An 18,682-nucleotide genomic window follows, 5' to 3' on the forward strand; every position below is an offset into this window, starting at 1 on the left:
CGGTCCGGCAGAGTGTTTCATCCCAAGTTAAACTTTATCGTCCGTACCTCGCGCCGATGCCGGCAAGCAGACGATCGCACACGATCGCAACAGCACGCGTGGCATGGGTCCGCACGGGGAACATGGAGAGATACGTTCAAATGAGCGGTGCAGACCTGCCCGGCATGCTTCCTGAAATGCTGCCGCGCCTATGGGCATTCGCGCTACGGCTGTCGGGCGACCAGCACGACGCCGAAGACCTCGTGCAGCGCGCCTGCGTGCGCGGGCTCGAACGCGCGCATCAGCTTCAGCCCGATACGGCGCCGCTTAGCTGGATGTACGCCATCGTCCACTCAACCTGGATCAACGAGTTGCGCGCCCGCAGCGTGCGCAAGCGCGCGAGCTTCGAATGGGACGACGATTTCCTCGAAAATCTTCCCGATCCGGTCGATAAAAGCCCGGAAACGCAACTGATGCAAGGCCAGATCGTCGAGGCGATCGAGCGCTTGCCGGAAGCGCAGCGCGTCGTCATGCTGCTCGTCGCGGTCGAGGGACTCACCTATCAGCAAGCCGCCGACGTGCTGGACATTCCCATCGGCACGGTGATGAGCCGGCTCTCGCGGGCCCGGCAGTCCATCGGCGCCATGTTCGGGGAGGAGACGTCGAAGTCCCGCCCCGCTCCGACTCAAAAGGGTTCATTCGCATGATGGCCGACGACGCTCAACTCCTCGCCTACGTCGACGGCGGCCTCTCCCCGGGAGAGCGCGAGGCGGTCGAGGCGCAATTGCGCGAATCCGCCGAGGCGCGCAAGAAGATCGCGCTGCTGCGCGCATCGAAGGCCGACTACGCGCACGCGTTCGCGCAGCAGCCGCTGCCGCCCGTGCCGGAATCGCTGCGGCTCAACATCGAGGAAATGGTGCGCGCGCATCGCGCGGGCGGCGCCAACGAACCGGCGCTACCCGCAAGCGAAAAGCGCCCGGACATGACCGCCGCGCCGGTGCGTTCGCGCCTGCGCGGTATGCCGGTCTGGCTCGCGGCGGCGTGCGTGGCGGGCGCGTTCGTGGCCGGCCAGTTCGTGCAGCTCGGCGCGCTGTTCAATCCCGCGCGCCCGAACGCGGGCGGCGCGCAGATGGCGAGCGCCGATGTCGCGCCGTGGATCGCCGCCGCTGTCGGCTATCAGAAGCTCTACACGCGCGAAACCGTCGCTTATCGCGAGGACGATCCCGCGCTGGCCGCCAGGGTGGTCGACGACATCCGCCGCAACGACCGCCTCGCGCTGCGCGTGCCCGATTTGAGCAGCGCGGGGCTGACCTTCAAGTCGGTGCAGCGCCTGCGCTTCAACAACAAGCCGCTGGTGCAGATCGTCTATCTGCCGCAAAAGGGGCCGCCGGTCGCGCTGTGCGTGATGAAGGACGCCCGCCCCGACGAATCCGTCGCGTCCCGCACGGTCGAAGCCATGGACGTCGCCACCTGGCGGCAGGGCGAACTGAGCTACGCGTTGATCGGCCAGGCGGGCGACGTGGATCTGGGTGCGCTCGGCAAGCGCATCGCCGATTCCGACCTGGCGCCGCTCTTCAGCAAGGCCGCGCCCGCGACGCCGGAACGCGCCGGATAAGGCGCGGCACGGCGTTTTTAGTGAATGGAATAAACACGCTGCACGAGTGTTATGTAAGTGACTCCCCCCATATGGGGGGAGCGCGCGGAATACAGCGCTGAACAACAAGCCACGACCAGCGCCGGACGGCCTTATGAATTCGGACGACATCGAACTGCTGGCCTACGTGGACGGCTCGCTGTCCACGCTCGAACACGAGGCGGTCGAACGCAAGCTCGCCGAATCGCCCGACGCGGCATTGCGCGTCAGGTGGCTCGCGGCGTCCCGCCTGCCTTACGCGCAGGCGTTCGCGCAACAGCGTCTGCCGGCGGTCCCGCCGTCGCTCGAACGGATGGTCGGCGGCATCGCGCGTGCCGCGCGGCTCGACGCGTCCGCCGCCTCGTCCGCAGCCGGCATCGAGCGCCGCGCGGGCGCGAACGACGCGGACGCGCACAACTCGGCTTCTCACCCACGGAAAGGGCTCCGCGAGACCGTCGTTTCGAACTGGATCGCGGCGACGATCATCGCGGGCGTGCTCGTCTGCGGAATCGCGCAGTATTTCGATCTCAACGACGCGCATCCCGGCGTCGCCTCGAATACGCATAACGCCGACGCAGCCGATGCCGCCGCGCCGTGGGTCGAAGCCGCCGCGCACTATCAACGGCTCTACAGCCGCGACACGCTCGCCAATGTCGAAGCGGATCGCGCGCTGTCGAAAGAAACCGTCTCGCAGATTCGCCGGAACGACGACCTCGCCGTGAGCATCCCCGATCTGAGCGCATACGGCCTTACGTTCAAGCGCGTGCAGCGCCTGCGCTTCGATGGCCGTTTGCTGGTGCAGATCGTCTATCTGCCCGACGCGGGCGACCCCGTCGCGCTGTGCGTGATGCGTGAAACGCAACCCGACGCGACGATCGCCGATCACGTGATCGCGTCGATGACGGTCGTCACGTGGCGGCGCTCCGAAGCGGGCTACGCACTGATCGGCGCATCGGACAGCGCGGGCCTGAAGGCGCTCGCGCGGCATATCGCCGATGGCGATACGACGCCGCTGTTCGGCGCCAACGGCGCTCCGGACGAGATGCGCGCGATGCTCGCCTACGCGCAATAGAGCGCGACAGGACGGAATAATCGCGCCGCCCGGCTGTTGTGTTGAGAAGACCGGCAAAACGCCGGATCACAACGCTTCTTCACTCGACAGCAGAGCATGGTTGATCGATCGCACCTCTGGACGGCGGGGCTCGTCATCGCATCGATGTTGACGTTGACGTCGATGCCGGCGTCGCCGGCGCACGCGGACTGGACGCTCGCGCGCACCGATGCGCCCGTCGCCCTGGTGCGCGGCACGAACCTGAGCACGGCGCGCGCGGGCGACACGTTGCGCGACGGCGATCTGCTCGAAACGCACGAAGGCGTCGCGCATCTTCAAGGCGAGCACGGCACGCTCGTCGCACTCGGTCCGCAGACGCGCGCAATGCTCGCCGCCGATACGCGCGTCGCCCTGCTCCACGGCTGGCTCAAGATCGCGGCCACGGCGTGCGTCTCGCAGGCCTGCCCGGCACCGCGCGTCGATACGGAGCGCGGACCTGTCGATATCGGCGCGAACGCTGCGGCGATCATCGCCACGCGCGACGACGCCGGTGCCATCGACCTCTTCAGCGAAACCGGCGCGCAGACCTTCGCGGCAAAGCCGCCCGCGACGATCGCGAGCGGCCGCTTCGCCAGCATCGATGCGCATGTGCATCTGCAACAGTCGGCGCGTCCGTCCGATGCGTTCATCGCGGCCATGCCCGTGCCGTTCCGCGATGCGCTGCAACCGCTTTCGCCGCCGAAGCCGCCGCCGGGCGCGGCGCCGTCGCGCGCCGTGAATTACGACGACATCGCGCCGTGGCTCGTCAGCACGCTGCCCGAACGCAAGAGCTTTCCCGCGCGTTTCCGTTCACGTGTCGCGGATCCCGCGTTTCGCCGCGACATCGATGCGCATCTGAAAGCGCTGCCCGACTGGCGCGCCCTGCTCTATCCGCCTGCCCGTTCCGGCGTTCGCCGCGCGCGCTATCCCTAAGCACGATCCGTCATCGCCATGAAGCTCAGACTCTCGCTCAGCGTCAAGTTCAATCTCGTCTTCCTGATCATCTTCGCGGTCGCGCTGGCGGCGATCGGCGTGGTCTCGGACCGTCTTCTGCAAAAGCAGGCGATGGAAGAAACCGTGCACGACGCCAACATTCTCGCGAGCGCGGCATCGTCGATGCAGAACTACACCGCCGCGCACATCACGCCGCTGCTCGCGACGCAGATCAAATACCGCTTCGTGCCGGAGTCGATTCCGGCGTTCTCGGCCATCGAGATGCTCAACCTGTTGCAAAAGGATTTTCCCGAGTTCTCCTACAAGTCGACGATGCTCAATCCGACCAATCCGCGCGACCGCCCGACCGACTGGGAAGCCGATGTCATCCGTCATCTGCACGATCATCCGCAACTGAAGCTGCTGTCCGGCGAGCGCGATGCGCCCGGCGGCCGCTCGCTCTTTCTCGCGCGCCCGAGCCGCATCACCGATGCCGCGTGCATGCAGTGTCACAGCACGCCGAGCGCCGCGCCCGCGACCGTTATCGAGAAATACGGCACCGCGAACGGCTTCGGCTGGACCATGAACGAGGTGATCGGCGCGGAGTTCGTTTCGGTGCCGATGGCGCAGCCCGTCGCGCGCGGCCGCGCCGTGTGGCGCACCTTCATGCTGTCGCTCGCGGGCGTGTTCGCGGTCGTGCTGATCGTGATGAACGTGATGATGCACGTGCTCATCACACGGCCGATCCGCGCGCTGTCGCACGCCGCCGACGAAATGAGCCTCGGCAAGCTCGACACCGCGATCCTGCCGGCGGGCGGCTCGGACGAGATCGCGTCGCTGGCGGTGTCGTTCGGGCGCATGCAGACGAGCCTCGTCGAAGCGTTCCGCATTCTCGACGAAGAGCAGGCCTAGCCGATGTCCTCCACCGGCGACGTGCCCGCGACGCTCGGCCGCTACGTCATCGAGCGCGTGCTCGGGCGCGGCGCGATGGGCGTCGTGTATCTGGCGTTCGATCCGCGCATCGAGCGCCGCGTGGCGATCAAGACGATCCATGTGGATTCGAACGGCGATGCCGCCGCGCACGATCTGACCGCGCGCTTTCTGAACGAAGCGCGCGCGGCGGGGCGTCTTCTGCATCCGAACATCGTCGCGATTTACGACTACGGCGAATCCGGCGACAGCGCGTTCATCACGATGGAATACGTGCGCGGCGAAAGTCTCGCCGCGCGCCTCGCGCAGCATGCGCGCGCCGGTTCGCGCATGAGCGCGGCGGGCGCGTTGCGCTGGTTCGCGCAGTTGCTCGACGCGCTCGATTACGCGCACGACGCGGGCATCGTGCATCGCGACATCAAGCCGGCCAATCTGCTGATCGCGCCGCGCGGCGAATGCAAGATCGCGGATTTCGGCATCGCGCATCTCGACACGTCCGCGCTGACGCAAACCGGCACGCTGCTGGGCACGCCGAGCTACATGTCGCCGGAGCAGTTCACCGGCGATCCGGTCGATGCGCGCTCCGACCTGTTTTCCGCCGCTGTCGTGCTTTATGAAATGCTGACGGGCGTGTGCCCGTTCACGGGAACGCCCGGCGCGGTAATGCGCAAGATTCTCGACGACACGCCGCCCGCGCCGACGGCCATCGCGCCGGAACTGCCTTCCTATATCGACGATCTGGTGATGAAGGGCATGGCGAAGCGTCCGGACGCGCGTTATCGCTCGGCGCGCGAATGGCGCGACGCGCTCTTCGCGGCGCTCGCGACCGACGCGCAGGCCGACGCCGATCGCACCGTGCTCGCGCATGCCAGCCCGCACGCGACGCTCGACGCGCCGCCCGCTTCCGCCGATTTTCCGCAAGACCTGATCGAGCAACTGGAGAAGCGCCTCGCGAGCCACGTCGGACCGGTCGCGTCGCTCCTGATGCGGCGCGCCCGCGCGAACGCCACGGACATCGACACGTTGCGCGAGCGGCTCGCCGCGCACTTGCCGACCGAAGCCGCACGCCGCGATTTCGACGCGCTGTTGACGCGGCTCGCCGCCGGCGCATCACGTTCGGTCATTGCGCGGGAGATCGGCGCGGACAGCGTGAGCGAGGCCGCCTCGCGTCTCACGACGTATCTCGGGCCGATTGCGCGGATCGTCGCGCGTCGCGCCGCCGCGAATGCCAGCGACCTTCCGACCTTCTATGCGCGGCTCCTCGATGCGGTGCCGGAGCAGCATCGCGAAGCGTTGCGGCGCGAATGGGGCATCGAAGGCGACTAGGCCGCATCGTCGAGCAGATGCAGGAAAAGGTCCGCATCGAGCGCGCCATCATGACGATGCGGCGCGCCGCGTTCCGTCCACCACGCGCTGCCGCTGTCGCACGCCACGCAGCCGAAGGGCCGCGCGCTCAGCGCGGCGAGCCGCGCCTCGAACGCCTTCAGCGAGAACGACGGCGCGAGCGTGGACAACGCGAGCGCGCAGGCTTCGTCGTGCCACGGCGAAGCGCCGCCACGAGGCTCGCCGTCGATGCGCCGCGCGATCGCGAACGGAAAATAGCGGCCCACCGCATCGATGCCCGGCATCAGCACGCCGGTGCACGCGCATTCATCGGCGACGGACGCGCACGCCGAAAAGCGCCACACGGGCATCGCGAGATAGCGGTCGAGCCAGTCGTCCGGATAGCGCGTGCGGGCGGCCAGCAAGCCGCGTTGCAGCCACGCGTCCCAGCGGCGGACGAACGCATCGGACAAGCCGCGCCCGACAAAATCCCCATGCGTGCGAACCTTGCCGTAGAAACCGGCATCGATCTGCTCTCGCGCGTTCATAACGAGACCGGGCAACGGAAGGCATTGAGCACGCCCGCGCGGAACGGATTGTTCACGCTGCTGGCGACGAGCGCGAGCGCGACCTTGCCGCCGTCGAACGTCGCCTTGAAGTGATCGGCTTGTCCCGACTGCTGCACGCGCACGCTGTCGAACAGATGGAACAGCGCCCACGGACCGTCCGCGCGCGGCGGCGTGCCGCCGGCGGGATCGAGCTCGACATGCGCCTGCCCGGTGCCCTTGCCGCTCGGCCACTGAAACTCGGCGGTGGCATCGGGCGCGGTGCTCGAAGCGGTGAGCTGCGTGCCGTCGACATCCAGCACGAAGCGCGTGACGGACGGATCCAGCGACGCGACTTTCGCCGAAAAGCGCACGGAGATGTCGCGGCCGCCGTCGCGGAAAAGCGCGTCGCGCAACATCGCGGCGCGCTGAAACTGCACGGGAATGTCGTCAGGAATGCCGAGCGCCTTCGCCTCGGGGCGCCACTTCCATACCGCGCCCGACGTGTCGATGCGGTTCTGCAGGTTCTTCTGGAAGAACGCGTCGATCAGGCCGCCCGGCGCGAGAATGCGGGCGAAGTCGTCGGGCGCGGCATCGCGCGTCGAGGTTCGGACGAGCGGATAGCGACCGTCGAGCGCCTGTCGGCACGCGGGCGCGACCGTCGATGCCCATTGCGACTGCAACTGCGCGCGCTGGCTCTGAATCTGCACGGTGTCCGCGTTGCCCGCGACGCCTTGCAGCACCGCCGCGAGCGGCGCGGGCGCGTTCTGCGACATCAGCTTGAGGCGGTCGAGCGGACCCGTCGCGGGCAGCGGCAGCGACTGCTTGCGCGCGGTGTCCTCCGCCTGCAACGTCGATGCGGCGTCCTTCAGCGCGTTGATGAACTCGTCGAGCGGCGCGCCCGCGAGATCGTGCAGCCCCTGAAAATGCGTATCGACGAGCGTGGGCGCGGCGGGCTGATCCGCATCGACGCCGATGCTCTTCCTGATCGTATCCAGCTTGCCGGGCTGAGCAGCGGGGGGCGTGAAAGTCGTCTCGCGCGCGATACCCTGAATCAGCGCGCGCAGCGGCGAATTCGGCGCGCCGAGCAGGTTCGCCACGCGCGCGCCCTGATCCGGCGCGGCGAACGGCACCACGCCGATATCCGCGAGCAGCGCGTCCCATTGGCGAATCGTCTCCTCGCTGTAGAGGCGCGTGAGCGCGGTGCGCAAGGCATCGGCGCTTTGCGCGTCGGCGCGCGTCTGGACATTGCCCAGCACCCAGTCGTCCTTCGACAAATTGGCGAGCGCCGCTTCGCGCAGACGCACGAATGCGTCGAAGCCCGCATGCGTGTACGCGCCGTCGATGCCCTGCGTAAGCGGCGCGCCGCTCTTCCTCACGAACACGATCTGTCCGCTCGGCCCCGCCGCCTTCGCGACCGAAAACTCCGGCAGACGCTGCTGCGCGAGTTGTTGCCGGATGCGCCCGTCGAGCCGCTGCGCGAGCGGCACGCGTTCGAGCACGGCGCGCGCCTGCGCGATCAGGCCTTGATCGAGCGGCAGGTTCGAATCGAACTGTCCGCGCCGGAACAGCGCCTGCAAGTGACGCTCGATGTTGGCGCGCTGCGTGTCGCTGGCGTTTTTCATGGAGCCCTCGCGCCAGGTGCGCAAAGCCCAGACTTGCAGCGCGTCCGGATCGAAGTGCGACGGATCCCCGAGCATCAGATACGCGCGCAGCGCTTCGTAGAGCGTGGCGGGATCTTCGTCGTTGGCGTGACGCAACTGATCCTCCATGCGCTGCACGACGATCGGCAACAAGGTCTGCCGCAACAGCCGCTGATAGACGCGCTCCGCTTCCAGCCCGAGCTTCTGCCGTTGATCGAGACCGAAGCCCGGCCACCACCGCGCATCGCGCGAATCGCGCGCGGCTTCGCCGCCCGGCAGCTCGCGTGCGGCGTCGAGCAGCGGCAGCACCGCGAGCGGACTGTCGCCGGCGCTGGTCTGCTTCGCGCGTTCGGCGAGCGCGGCGATCTGCTGACGGCTTTCATCGACGAAACGCCGGTTCGCGCGGTCGCTCGCGACGAGGCCGATCAGCCCCGCCGCCAGCAACACGCCGATCACGCCGATCGCGATCTGCTGAATGCGCGTGCGCCGGCGCTCCGCGCGCGGATCGCTGCCCGCCATGCCCTGCTCCGCGAAGATCACCTCGCGCAGCACGCGCTTGACGAAGTACGCGCGCCCGCCCGCTGCATCGGCCGCGACGACCTCGCGGCGCAGGCCGAGCGAGCCCGCCATCGCGCTCATCATGCGGTCGAGCGGACGGCCGCTTTGCGTGCCGCTCGTGAAGTAGACGCCGCGCAGCATCGCGGCCCGCGCGAAACGCGAATCGCCGAATGCGTCTTCGAGAAAGCGCTGCAGCGCGTGCTCGATGCCCGCGAACTGCTGCGGAAACGCGTGGATCAGGGCGCGGCGCCGCACGTCGGTTTCCTGCTGCATGCGTTGCAGCACGCGCTCCTGCAACTGCTGATGAAGCAGCCGGAATTCATCGGGAAAACGCGTGAGGGGCGCTTCGCCGTCGAGCGCATTCGCCTCCGCGACGAGCGGAAACGTCACGCCCCACACCTGCTCGCGCTCGTCGCGGCCGAAGTCGTCGAAGTATTCGGAGAAGCCCGCGAGCATGTCGCATTTGGTGACGACGACATACACCGGCAGGCGCACGCCCAGTTGCCGGTTCAACTCCGACAGACGCTCGCGGATGATCACCGCATGCGCCGCGCGCGCGTCGTCGGACTGCCGCAGGAGATCGGCGGCGGACACGACGGCCATCACGCCGTCGAGCGGACGGCGCGGCCGGTACTTGCGCAGCAGCGCGAGAAAGCCGAGCCACGCGCCGCGATCGGCTTCCTCGTGACTGTCCTGCGTCGTGAAGCGGCCGGCGGTATCGAGCAGGACGGCGTCGTCGGTGAACCACCAGTCGCAGTTGCGCGTTCCGCCGACGCCGCCCACCGCCTGCGCGCCGAGCCGGTCCGCGAGCGGAAAGTGCAGGCCCGAGTGCGCGAGCGCGGTCGTCTTGCCCGCGCCCGGCGCGCCGACGAACATGTACCACGGCAGGTCGTAGAGCGTCTCGCGGCGCGGCTTGAGCCAGGAAAGCACGCCGGGCCTCGCTGCGCCGCGCGTCTCGCGCAGCGTCTTCAGTGCGTCTTCGAAACGCGTGCGCAGCGCGACGAGGTCGGCGTCCGCGGCGCGGCGCGCGGGATCGGGGGCGCGTTTGGCGGGATCGAGCGCATCGGCGACGAGTCCCTGCACGAACTTCGATCCGGCGATGCGCGTCTTCGCGAAGCGCACGCCCCAATACGCCGCCCAGCACGCGAAGATCAGCGCGATGACGAGCCAGCGGCTGGCGGGACGGTCGAGCGGCGCGCGGCCGTCGAACGCGACGAGCGGCCCGTAGAACCACACGAGCGCGGCCAGCGCCAGCACGCCCGCGAACGAGACGACGGCAGGCTTCTTCAACGCATTGATCCACTTCATGACGCGGCTCCCGGCGCAAGAATGTCGATGGTCACGCGGCGATTGCGCGCGCGCCCGGCGGATGTGTCGTTCGGCGCGGCCGGCTCCGTGTCGCCGCGTCCTTCGGCGGTGACGCGCGCCGGATCGGACAGCTTCGCGGCGAGCATCGCGCGCACGGTGTCGGCGCGCGCCTGCGACAGCGCCACGTTCGACGGAAAGCGCGCCGACACGATGCGCTGGTTATCCGTATGTCCGATCACGACCACATTGCCCGGCTTGTCGCGCAAGGCTTCGCCGATGCGCTGCACGAGCGGCGCGAAATGCGCGTCGAGATCGGCGCTGCCGGACGCGAAAATCTGCGTGCCCTGCGCCGTGTTGTTGATGGTGACCGTGGTGCGGTCCGCCGACTCGCCGACCGTGACGAGTCCCTGCGCGATCTCCGGCGCGAGAAAGCCGGCGAGCGCCGACGCGAGCTTGGGCGCGGCCTGCGTCTTGGCGGCGAGCACCGGCGCGGGCTCGACGCGAATGCCGCGCATCGCGGCGAACACCGGGTCGGAGAACGCGTTGATGCGCAGACCGAGCACGAGACTCGCGCCCATCAGCACGACGGCCGCGAACGCCAGCGCGACCCACAGCGGCAGGAATCCGAGCAGCCGTTTGCGTTGGCGCGCGGCGGGCCGCCAGTGCGGCGACAGCGCGCGTTCGACCGGGCCGCGTTGCGCGCGGATCATCTGTTCGAGGCGTTCGCGGATCTCGTCGAGTTGCCGCTTGCCGCCCTCGATCAGCCGGTAGCGCCCGTCGAAGCCGAGCGCGAGCATCACATAGATCAGTTCGAGCATGTCGATATCGTTCGCCGGCGTTTGCGCCAGCCGTTGCAGGATGACGAACAGCCGCTCGCCGCCCGACGCCTCGTTGTGGAACGTGACGAGCAGGCTGCGGCGGCCCCACACGCCCGCGCCCCACGGCGTCGCGGCAATCGCTTCGTCGATGAAGGTGCACAGGCAATAACGCGCCGGGCCGAGCTGCGCATCGGGCACGCCGAACGCGCGGCCATCGGCTTCGAACCTGCGCACCATCTGGATCAACTGCGTGCGCAAGGCGTCGAGGTCGGGATGACTCGCGAGCCGCCGCAGCGGCAACGCGAGTTCGAGCAGCGGACCCGCCGCGCGCAGCAGCGGATTGCGTCCCGCGATCGCCGCGTCGAGCGGCGCGAGCACCGGCTCGCTCGACGGCGGCGTGCGGTCCGGCTTCGTTTCCGCATCCGCGACGCGTTCGCGCTTGCGGCCCGGCGTCGGCATGCGGATGGTGCGCGCCGCGTCGAGAAACGCTGCGTCGTCGAGCGGCGGATTGGTGTCGTTGGTCATGGAGTACCTCCTTTTTGCGGCATGGCCGTCAGTGACGGATCGCCCAGAGTTCCATCGCGAGGCCGGGGAATTCGCCCGCGACGTGCAGCGCCATGCCCGCCGACGACGCCAGCGAAGACCACGCTTCGTTCCGGTCGTCGAGTTCGAAGTAGCTGTAGCCCGCATGGAACGGCAACTGGCGCGGCGCGACCGCGAGCGCGCGCAGCGCGATGCCCGGCAGTTGCAGATTCACGAGATCGCGGATCTTCTCGATGCTGCCGATCTTCACCTGGCTGCCGAACGCGGACAGCAGCGTGTCGGTCGGCACCTGCGCGCGCACCGCGAGCACGAAGGTCGCGCCGCCGAAAAGCGAGCGATCGTTGACGAGCGCGACGCGCAAGCCGTAGCGGCGCTCTTCGAGCGGAATCGACACGACTTGCGGATCCGCGACACGCGACAGCGCGAGCCGCAACGCCACGATGACCGGCTCGAAGCTCTCCTTGAGCCGCTCGTGCCGGTAGGCGGGGAAGACCGGCGGCCTTCGTCCGGCCTGACTGAACGTGGCCAGTTCGCCCGCCAGCGCGACGCACGCCTGATACAACGCCTCGGGATGCAGGCCGCTCATCGCGTTGAAATGCGCGACGAGCGGCTGCGCCCGATTGACGATTTGCAGGAGCAGGAAGTCCGCGATCTCCGCCATGCCCGCGCCTTCGGGTTGCGCGAGCCGTCCCGCGAGCGCTTCGCCGCGTTGCTGCAGCAAGCCGGCGAGCTCGGTCGAGAAGCGCGCGAGTCGGCCCGCCACGCGATAGTCGAGACACGGCGCGCAGTAGTCGTCGTCGAGCACGACGCGGCCGTCGCTCTTGCGCTCGACCACGCGCGCGACGCCCGCGCACGCATGCGCATGCGCGACGTCCGGCGCGAGCGCGAGACGCAGACGCAGCTTGCCGACTTGCAGCAGCGTCGCGAGCGCGTCGGCGTCGTTGCTGTCGTGGACTTCGAAATCGCCGGCGCGATAACGCGCGAGATTGTCCGCGCGCTCGTCGCCGCCCGACTCCGGCGCGCCCGGACGCCGCACCGGCAGCGCCAGCATCACGGTGACGTCGGCCGCGTTCTCGGGAATGTCGAGCGGCTCGGGCAGATCGTCGTCGGCGGGCAGATCGAACGGCGTGCCGTCGGGCAGCACGCCCGAGGCCGCGCGTAACGCGAGCTTGCCGAGCTTGAGCAGGGCTTCGTCGATTTCCAGCTTCGTGAAGCCCCACGCGTAAGCACGCAGGCCGCCCGCGCGGGCTTCGAGCAGCGCTTCGACATGACGGTCGTGCTGCTGAAGATGTTGCGGCTGGAGGAACATGCCCTCCGACCAGATGACCTTGTTGTTCCAGTACATGGTGATTCAGTCCTTCGCGGATTGCAGCGCATCGAGCTGCGCCTGGTACGCCCGGCCGAACGGCTCGCCGAAGCGTTGCTGGAAGTCGTCGCCCGCATCGTGCGACAGCGTGTCCCAGGTCTTGACGAAGCGTTGCCACAGCCGCGCCCTGCGATTGCCGATGAGGGCGTCGAGACGGCCCGGCGCATCGAGCGAGCGCTCGATCACGGCGGGATCGAAGCGCGACATCGCGTCGTCGAACGCGGCGCGCATGCCGGCGATGAGCGCGAGTTCGTGCGCCTGAATGTCGCGGAACGCGGCGCGCAAGGCTTCCTCGGGCGCGAGATAGCCGCGCGAGCGCGCGCCGAGCATCTGCGTGAGCGCGCGGTCGGCGTCGGGAAAGAACTTGAGCGGGTTGTTGTCGCGTTCCTCGATCATCGTCATCGCCATGCGGGATTCGCGTTTGGTCATCGCGCGCGAGCGGAGCACGGACATCGTGCCCTGCACGGCTTCGCGCAGCATCGAGCCGGTCAGGCGCGCGAGGTCCGGTGCGGGAATGTGAGCGACGTCGGCGCGGGCGATGCCGAGGCCCTGAAGCAGCGCGTCGAGCGTGTTGTCGGCGTTGGGCGATGGCGTTGAAGTTGGCGATGGCGTCGGCTCGTGCTCGTGCGCATCGCGACGCGGTGCGCTGCGCTTGTCCGCTGACGCGGCGCCTGAAGCGTCGCGGCGCGGTTGCTCGGGCGCCACAGCCTGCGGCATCGCCGCCATCACGCGCTCCGGCGACGAATGCTCCAGACTCCGCGACAGCGCAGGCGCAGGCGCGGCCGCAGTACGCACGCCACCCGCGCCAGCCTCCCGCAGCGGATCGATCGCGCTCAGCGCGTCCATCAGCGCCTGATCCGCTTCGCCGCCGAATCGTCCCGGCTCGCGCAGCAGCGGCGTCGCGGCGAGCGGATCGGGCGTGAACGCGACGTCTTCGTCGTGCGGCACAGGCTGCGCCCGATGCATCGAGCGCGCGTGCGGCGCATTCCAGTCGTCGGGAATCAGCGGCGCGGGCGGCGGCGCTTCGAATTCCGGCGTCTCCGGCAAGTCCGCGACGGGCGTCGGCGCGGACGGCGCGGGGCGCGTCATCAGCGTGTGATCGATCGCCGCTTCAGCCGCTTCAGCCTCGATCGACACGACGAGCGCATAAGCGCCGATTCCGATCCGGTCCTCGTTCGACAGCGTCGCCTCGCGCGAACCGTCGAGCGCTTCGTCGTTCAGCAGGGTCGGATTGCTGCCCGCATCGACGAGCACGTACGCGTCGTCGCGCCGCTCGATGCGTGCCTGGATACGGGAAATGCCGCGCTGCGCATCGTCCAGCACCACCGTGCATTCCGGCGCGCGGCCGATGGTGGCGCTCTCCCCGATTTCGATCGTGCGCGAAGCGTCGTGTCCGTTGCCGTCGCCGCTTTGCACTGTCAGCGTCAAAGTCATCGTGCTCTCCTATTTGCGTCCGCGGCTCGTGCCGTCGTCGGCATCGCGCGGGGGCGTGGGCGGCGCGGGCGGAATCGCGAGCGGCACCGGCGGCACGCCCGGACCGAGCGGAATCGGAAAGCTCGACATCTCGATCGTCTCCGGACCGATCAGGATGTACGACGCGCCCGCGCGCAACGCGATGGTCGCGCTCGCCTCGATCTCCACCGCCGCGCCCGCCTTGATGCGCACGGCCGCACCCGCGTCGAGCGAGTACGCCTCGCCGACGAACTGGTCGTGCGTCGTCATGCTCGCCGCCGACACGCCGCCGAGCACGCGCGACGTGCTGCCGCCCATGACGGAATCGTTGCGCGTGCCGCGCGTCGCGCGGAATTCGTCGCCGCCGACGCTCACGTGCCGTTGTCCGGACACGTTCATCAGCGCGTCGTGGCCGATCCACGTTTCGTGATCGCGCTCGGCGTGAAAGAACATTTGCTCGTCGCCCTTGCGGTCGTCGAAGCGCATTTCGTTGTAGCCGTCGCCGCCTTTGGTCGATTGACTCTTGAACGTGGACACCGCGCTTTCGCCGGGCAGTTCATACGGCGGCATGTTGGTCGAGTTGTAGAGCGCGCCGGCAATGACCGGCCGGTCCGGATCGCCTTCGATGAATTCGACCAGCACTTCCTGCCCGATGCGCGGCAGGAACATCGCGCCCCAGCGCCGGCTCGCCCAGCCCTGCGCGACGCGCACCCAGCAGCGCTCGAGCGGGTTCGCGCGATCGTCCTGCGTGAGTTGCTCCCAGTGGAAGCGCACTTTCACGCGGCCGTACTGGTCGGTGAGAATCTCTTCTCCGGGCGGACCGACGACGACCGCCGTCTGCGGACCGCCCGCGCGCGGAACCGGCGTCACGCGCGGCGAGCGGAACGTGTTGTCGCTGCGGATCGCCCTGAAGCTGCAATCGAAGATCGGCTGCGTCGGATCGTTCGAGGAAACATAGGCATCCGACACGATCTCCGCGTGATTTTCGATCACCAGATACTGGCGATTCTGCTTGCCGCCCGGATGATCCTGAAGCCGGAACAGGCCGCCCGCCGTCATGCCGCGCGCGGTGGCGCGGCCGTCGATCGCGTCGTTGCGCGTCTGGTGAATCTCGACGTTGATGCGCGCGAGCCGCTCGCCGTCGCCCGCCTTCAGGTGACCGGTCAGATGCTCCTGCATCAGATAACGCGGCGGATCGTACGGCGCGCTGCGCGTCGCGCGCGACACGAGCCCTTCGTTGTTGCTGACGGACGCCTTCTCGAAGTCGTAGTCGTTCACTTCGTAGCGGCCCGTTTCGAGCGTCGCGCCCGAGACCCAGCGGTAGACGCATTCCTCGTCCTGTTCGGGCGAATCCCACGCCTGAAACGGCACCGTCTCGTAGTGCGCGATGGGCCGATGCTCCGCGCCCGAATCCGCGAGCACGAGCGTGTGCTTGCCGCCCTTGTGCTCGAAGAAATAGTGAATGCCTTCGCGCTCCATCAAACGGCTCACGAAGTCGAAATCCGACTCGCGATACTGCACGCAATGCTCGAGCGGCGGATAGCTCGCGGTGCAGGCGTTGCGCAAGTCGATGTCATACGATTCGAGCACCTTCGACACGATCTGCGGCACCGTGCGTTGATAAAAGAAGCGCTGGTGCATCGCGCGCGTGAGCAGCCACATGCGCGGATGCACGATCGCTTCGTAGCGCGCCATGCGGTTCTTCGTGGCGTCGCCGGGAATCAGCAGACGCAGCGTCGTCACGATGCCGTTGAACTCGCGCGCGCCGCCCGCCGGATAGTCGAGCGTGACGGACAGGTTCTGCCCGAGCACCGCGCCCGGATCGATATCGTTGCGCGTCGAGAGAAACGCGATCTCGAAGCGGCTCAGACGCCCGAGCGCCTCGCTCGCGGACATGCGCATGAACACGGCGTCGTCGCCGAGCGGCGCGCAGGTCATGCGGATGTGGCGCTCAGTCGAAGGCATAGGTGAACTCCTCGTTCGCGACGCCGACATGCACGCGCGCCAGCGTCTCGCCATTCATCACGCGCGACAGATATTCCGTGCTGATGCGCGGCAACACGCTGTTGGTGAGAATCGCGTCGATCATGCGGCCGCCGCTTTCCAGACGCGTGCAACGCAACGCGATCTGCGCGATCACGCCGTCGTCGCAGGTGAACGGCACGCGGTGCGTGCCCGTCACGCGATCGGCCACGCGCCGGAGTTGCAGCCGGATGATCGCCTTCAGCATTTCGTCGGACAGCGGGTAGTACGGGATCGTCACCATGCGTCCGAGCAGCGCCGGCGGAAACGTATTCAGCAGTTGCGCATGCAGTTCGCGTTCGATCACGTCGATGGGCGCGGGCTCGCGCGGATCGCGGCACAAGTCGGCGATGCATTCGGCGCCCGCGTTGGTCGTCAACAGAATCAGCGTGTTGCGAAAGTCGATGGAGCGGCCTTCGCTGTCGTCCATGCGGCCCTTGTCGAAGACCTGGAAGAACAGCTCGTGCACGTCGGGATGCGCCTTCTCGACTTCATCGAGCAGCACGACGCTGTGCGGACGGCGGCGCACCGCTTCGGTCAGCACACCGCCCTCGCCGAAGCCGACATATCCCGGCGGCGCGCCTTTCAGAAGCGACACCGTATGCGCTTCCTGATACTCGCTCATGTTGATGGTGATGAGATTCTGCTCGCCGCCATACAGCGCTTCGGCGAGCGCGAGCGCCGTTTCGGTCTTGCCGACGCCCGAAGTCCCCGCGAGAAGAAACACGCCGACGGGCTTGTCCGGATCGTCGAGACCGGCGCGCGAGGTCTGCACGCGCCGCGCGATCATGCGCGTCGCGTGCTGCTGACCGACGATGCGGCGATCGAGCAATTCGTTGAGACGCAACACGTTGCCGATTTCGTTCTTCAGCATGTTGAGCACGGGCACGCCGGTCCAGTCCTGCACCACCGCCGCGACCGCGTGACGATCGACGCCCGGCAGAATCAGCGGCGTTTCGCCCTGATGTTCGGCGAGCCGCGTCTGACGTTCGCGCAGTGCCGCGAGATCCGCGCCGGGCGCGTTGTCGCGCAAGGCGTCGCGGCGCGCGAGAATGTCGCGCACCATGTCGCCCTCGATGCGCCAGCGCGCTTCCAGTTCGGCGAGACGCGCGCGCTCCTGCTCCAGCGCCGCCGCTGCCGCTTCGTGGCGCGCAGCCGTATCGATGCCGATGGCCGCCTCGCGCGCGATCACGTCGAGTTCCGTATTCAGCGTTTCGATGCGGCGTTGCGCATCGTCGACGGCGGGCGGCGTCGCGTGCTGGCTCACCGCGACGCGCGCGCAAGCGGTATCGAGCAGACTCACGGACTTGTCCGGCAACTGCCGCGCGGGCAGATAGCGATGCGAGAGCTTCACGGCGGCTTCGATGGCTTCGTCGAGAATCTGCACGCCGTGATGCGCTTCGAGCGCGGAGGCGACACCGCGCATCATCGCGACGGCGCGCGTTTCGTCGGGTTCATGCACCTGCACGACCTGAAAGCGCCGCGTGAGCGCCGGATCTTTCTCGATGTGCCGCCGATACTCCGACCACGTCGTCGCTGCGATGGTGCGCACCGCGCCGCGCGCGAGCGCCGGCTTGAGCAGATTGGCCGCGTCGCCGGTGCCCGCCGCGCCGCCCGCGCCGATCAGCGTGTGCGCCTCGTCGATGAAGAGAATCACCGGCTTCTCCGCCGATTGCACAGCTTCCAGCACTTGCCGCAACCGCGTTTCGAATTCGCCCTTCATGCTCGCACCGGCCTGCAACAGCGCGACGTCGAGCGTGCGCAGGCTCACGTGCCGCAGCGCCGGCGGCACCTCGCCCGCGACGATGCGCAGCGCGAGCCCTTCCACCACCGCCGTCTTGCCGACGCCCGCTTCGCCCGTGAGAATCGGGTTGTTCTGACGGCGACGCATGAGAATGTCGATGACCTGCCGAATCTCCTCGTCGCGGCCGACGATCGGATCGAGCTTGCCGGAACGCGCGTCTTCGGTGAGATCGACCGTGAAGCGCTGCAACGCGTCGTCCGCTTGATGTGGCGTGGCCGGCGCCTTTGCCTGCTGCGCCGGGGCATCGCCCGATGTTTCCGGCGAGCCGTCGAGCACGTCGGCGAAGGCGTCGATCAGATCGTCGGCCTTCACGCGGTCGAACTCGCGCGAGATGCCGCGCAACGCATTGCGCAACGCGGGCGTGCGCAACATGCCGACGAGCACATGCGCGCTGCGCACCTTCTGCGCGTCGAAGAGCAGCGACGCATGCACCCAGCCGCGCTCCACCGCTTCCTCCAGTTGCGACGAGATATCCGTGACCGACGACGCCCCGCGCGGCAGGCGATCGAGCGCATCGGTCAGATCGCGCGCGAGCGCCGCCGGTTCGATGCCGGCATGCCGGATCACGCGATGCAGGTCCGAATCGGGCAACTGCACGATCTGATGCAGCCAGTGCGCGACCTCGACATACGGATTGCCGCGCAAACGGCAGAACGTGGCCGCGCTTTCCATCGCGCGGAAGCTGAGCGTATCGAGTTTGCCGAACATGACGGCGCGGCTGATGTCTGCCATTGA

13 protein-coding genes are annotated in these 18,682 nt (G+C 68.3%); 6 read left to right on the forward strand and 7 right to left on the reverse strand.

All coding sequences use genetic code 11. The features are described from left to right. The first annotated feature begins 140 nt into the window (after positions 1-140). The 6 genes from NOV72_RS05290 (at position 141) to NOV72_RS05315 (ending at position 5,891) form a co-directional block, all read left to right on the forward strand. Positions 141-686: an RNA polymerase sigma factor gene (locus NOV72_RS05290; protein ID WP_106853540.1), complete on the forward strand. Its 546-nt coding sequence runs from the start codon at positions 141-143 to the stop codon at positions 684-686. Then, complete coding sequence (locus tag NOV72_RS05295; protein ID WP_106853541.1) at positions 683-1,594, forward strand: anti-sigma factor family protein; 912 nt, start codon at positions 683-685, stop codon at positions 1,592-1,594. The genes NOV72_RS05290 and NOV72_RS05295 overlap by 4 nt, the downstream gene beginning before the upstream one ends. A gap of 133 nt (positions 1,595-1,727) precedes the next feature. Further along, positions 1,728-2,684 carry an anti-sigma factor gene (locus NOV72_RS05300; RefSeq protein ID WP_106853542.1) on the forward strand — a complete coding sequence of 319 codons (957 nt, stop codon included), beginning with the start codon at positions 1,728-1,730 and terminating at the stop codon, positions 2,682-2,684. A 96-nt stretch (positions 2,685-2,780) separates the two neighbouring features. Then, positions 2,781-3,635, forward strand: coding sequence for a hypothetical protein (locus tag NOV72_RS05305; protein WP_106853543.1), 855 nt, complete (start codon positions 2,781-2,783; stop codon positions 3,633-3,635). 18 nt (positions 3,636-3,653) lie between these two features. After that, positions 3,654-4,547, forward strand: a complete 894-nt coding sequence (locus tag NOV72_RS05310; RefSeq protein WP_106853544.1) for a c-type heme family protein — start codon at positions 3,654-3,656, stop codon at positions 4,545-4,547. Between the two features lie 3 nt (positions 4,548-4,550). Further along, positions 4,551-5,891 (forward strand): serine/threonine-protein kinase, encoded by a 1,341-nt coding sequence (locus NOV72_RS05315; RefSeq protein WP_106853545.1) that lies wholly within the window; start codon positions 4,551-4,553, stop codon positions 5,889-5,891. Here the strand turns inward: NOV72_RS05315 and tagF are convergent. From tagF to tssH, 7 genes are read right to left on the reverse strand one after another with little or no spacing between them, the layout of a single operon-like run. Beyond that, the gene (gene tagF, locus NOV72_RS05320; protein WP_106853546.1) at positions 5,888-6,436 is read right to left on the reverse strand and encodes a type VI secretion system-associated protein TagF; all 549 of its coding nucleotides are present in this window, start codon (positions 6,434-6,436) and stop codon (positions 5,888-5,890) included. The two genes, NOV72_RS05315 and tagF, sit on opposite strands and share 4 nt — an antisense overlap. Then, entirely contained in the window at positions 6,433-9,942 is a 3,510-nt protein-coding gene (tssM, locus tag NOV72_RS05325) for a type VI secretion system membrane subunit TssM (protein ID WP_106853547.1), read from the reverse strand. The genes tagF and tssM overlap by 4 nt, the downstream gene beginning before the upstream one ends. Continuing rightward, a complete protein-coding gene (tssL, locus tag NOV72_RS05330; protein ID WP_106853548.1) occupies positions 9,939-11,285 on the reverse strand; it encodes a type VI secretion system protein TssL, long form in 1,347 nt (448 codons plus the stop codon). The genes tssM and tssL overlap by 4 nt, the downstream gene beginning before the upstream one ends. Before the next feature lie 28 nt (positions 11,286-11,313). Continuing rightward, a complete protein-coding gene (tssK, locus tag NOV72_RS05335; RefSeq protein ID WP_106853549.1) occupies positions 11,314-12,648 on the reverse strand; it encodes a type VI secretion system baseplate subunit TssK in 1,335 nt (444 codons plus the stop codon). 6 nt (positions 12,649-12,654) lie between these two features. After that, positions 12,655-14,103: a type VI secretion system-associated FHA domain protein TagH gene (tagH, locus tag NOV72_RS05340; RefSeq protein ID WP_106853550.1), complete on the reverse strand. Its 1,449-nt coding sequence runs from the start codon at positions 14,101-14,103 to the stop codon at positions 12,655-12,657. A gap of 9 nt (positions 14,104-14,112) precedes the next feature. Then, a complete protein-coding gene (locus NOV72_RS05345; protein ID WP_106853551.1) occupies positions 14,113-16,086 on the reverse strand; it encodes a type VI secretion system Vgr family protein in 1,974 nt (657 codons plus the stop codon). Continuing rightward, complete coding sequence (gene tssH / locus NOV72_RS05350; RefSeq protein ID WP_106853552.1) at positions 16,073-18,679, reverse strand: type VI secretion system ATPase TssH; 2,607 nt, start codon at positions 18,677-18,679, stop codon at positions 16,073-16,075. The genes NOV72_RS05345 and tssH overlap by 14 nt, the downstream gene beginning before the upstream one ends. Between the last annotated feature and the right edge of the window lie 3 nt (positions 18,680-18,682).

The organism is Caballeronia novacaledonica (genome assembly GCF_900258035.1).
GTDB classification, from domain to species: domain Bacteria; phylum Pseudomonadota; class Gammaproteobacteria; order Burkholderiales; family Burkholderiaceae; genus Caballeronia; species Caballeronia novacaledonica.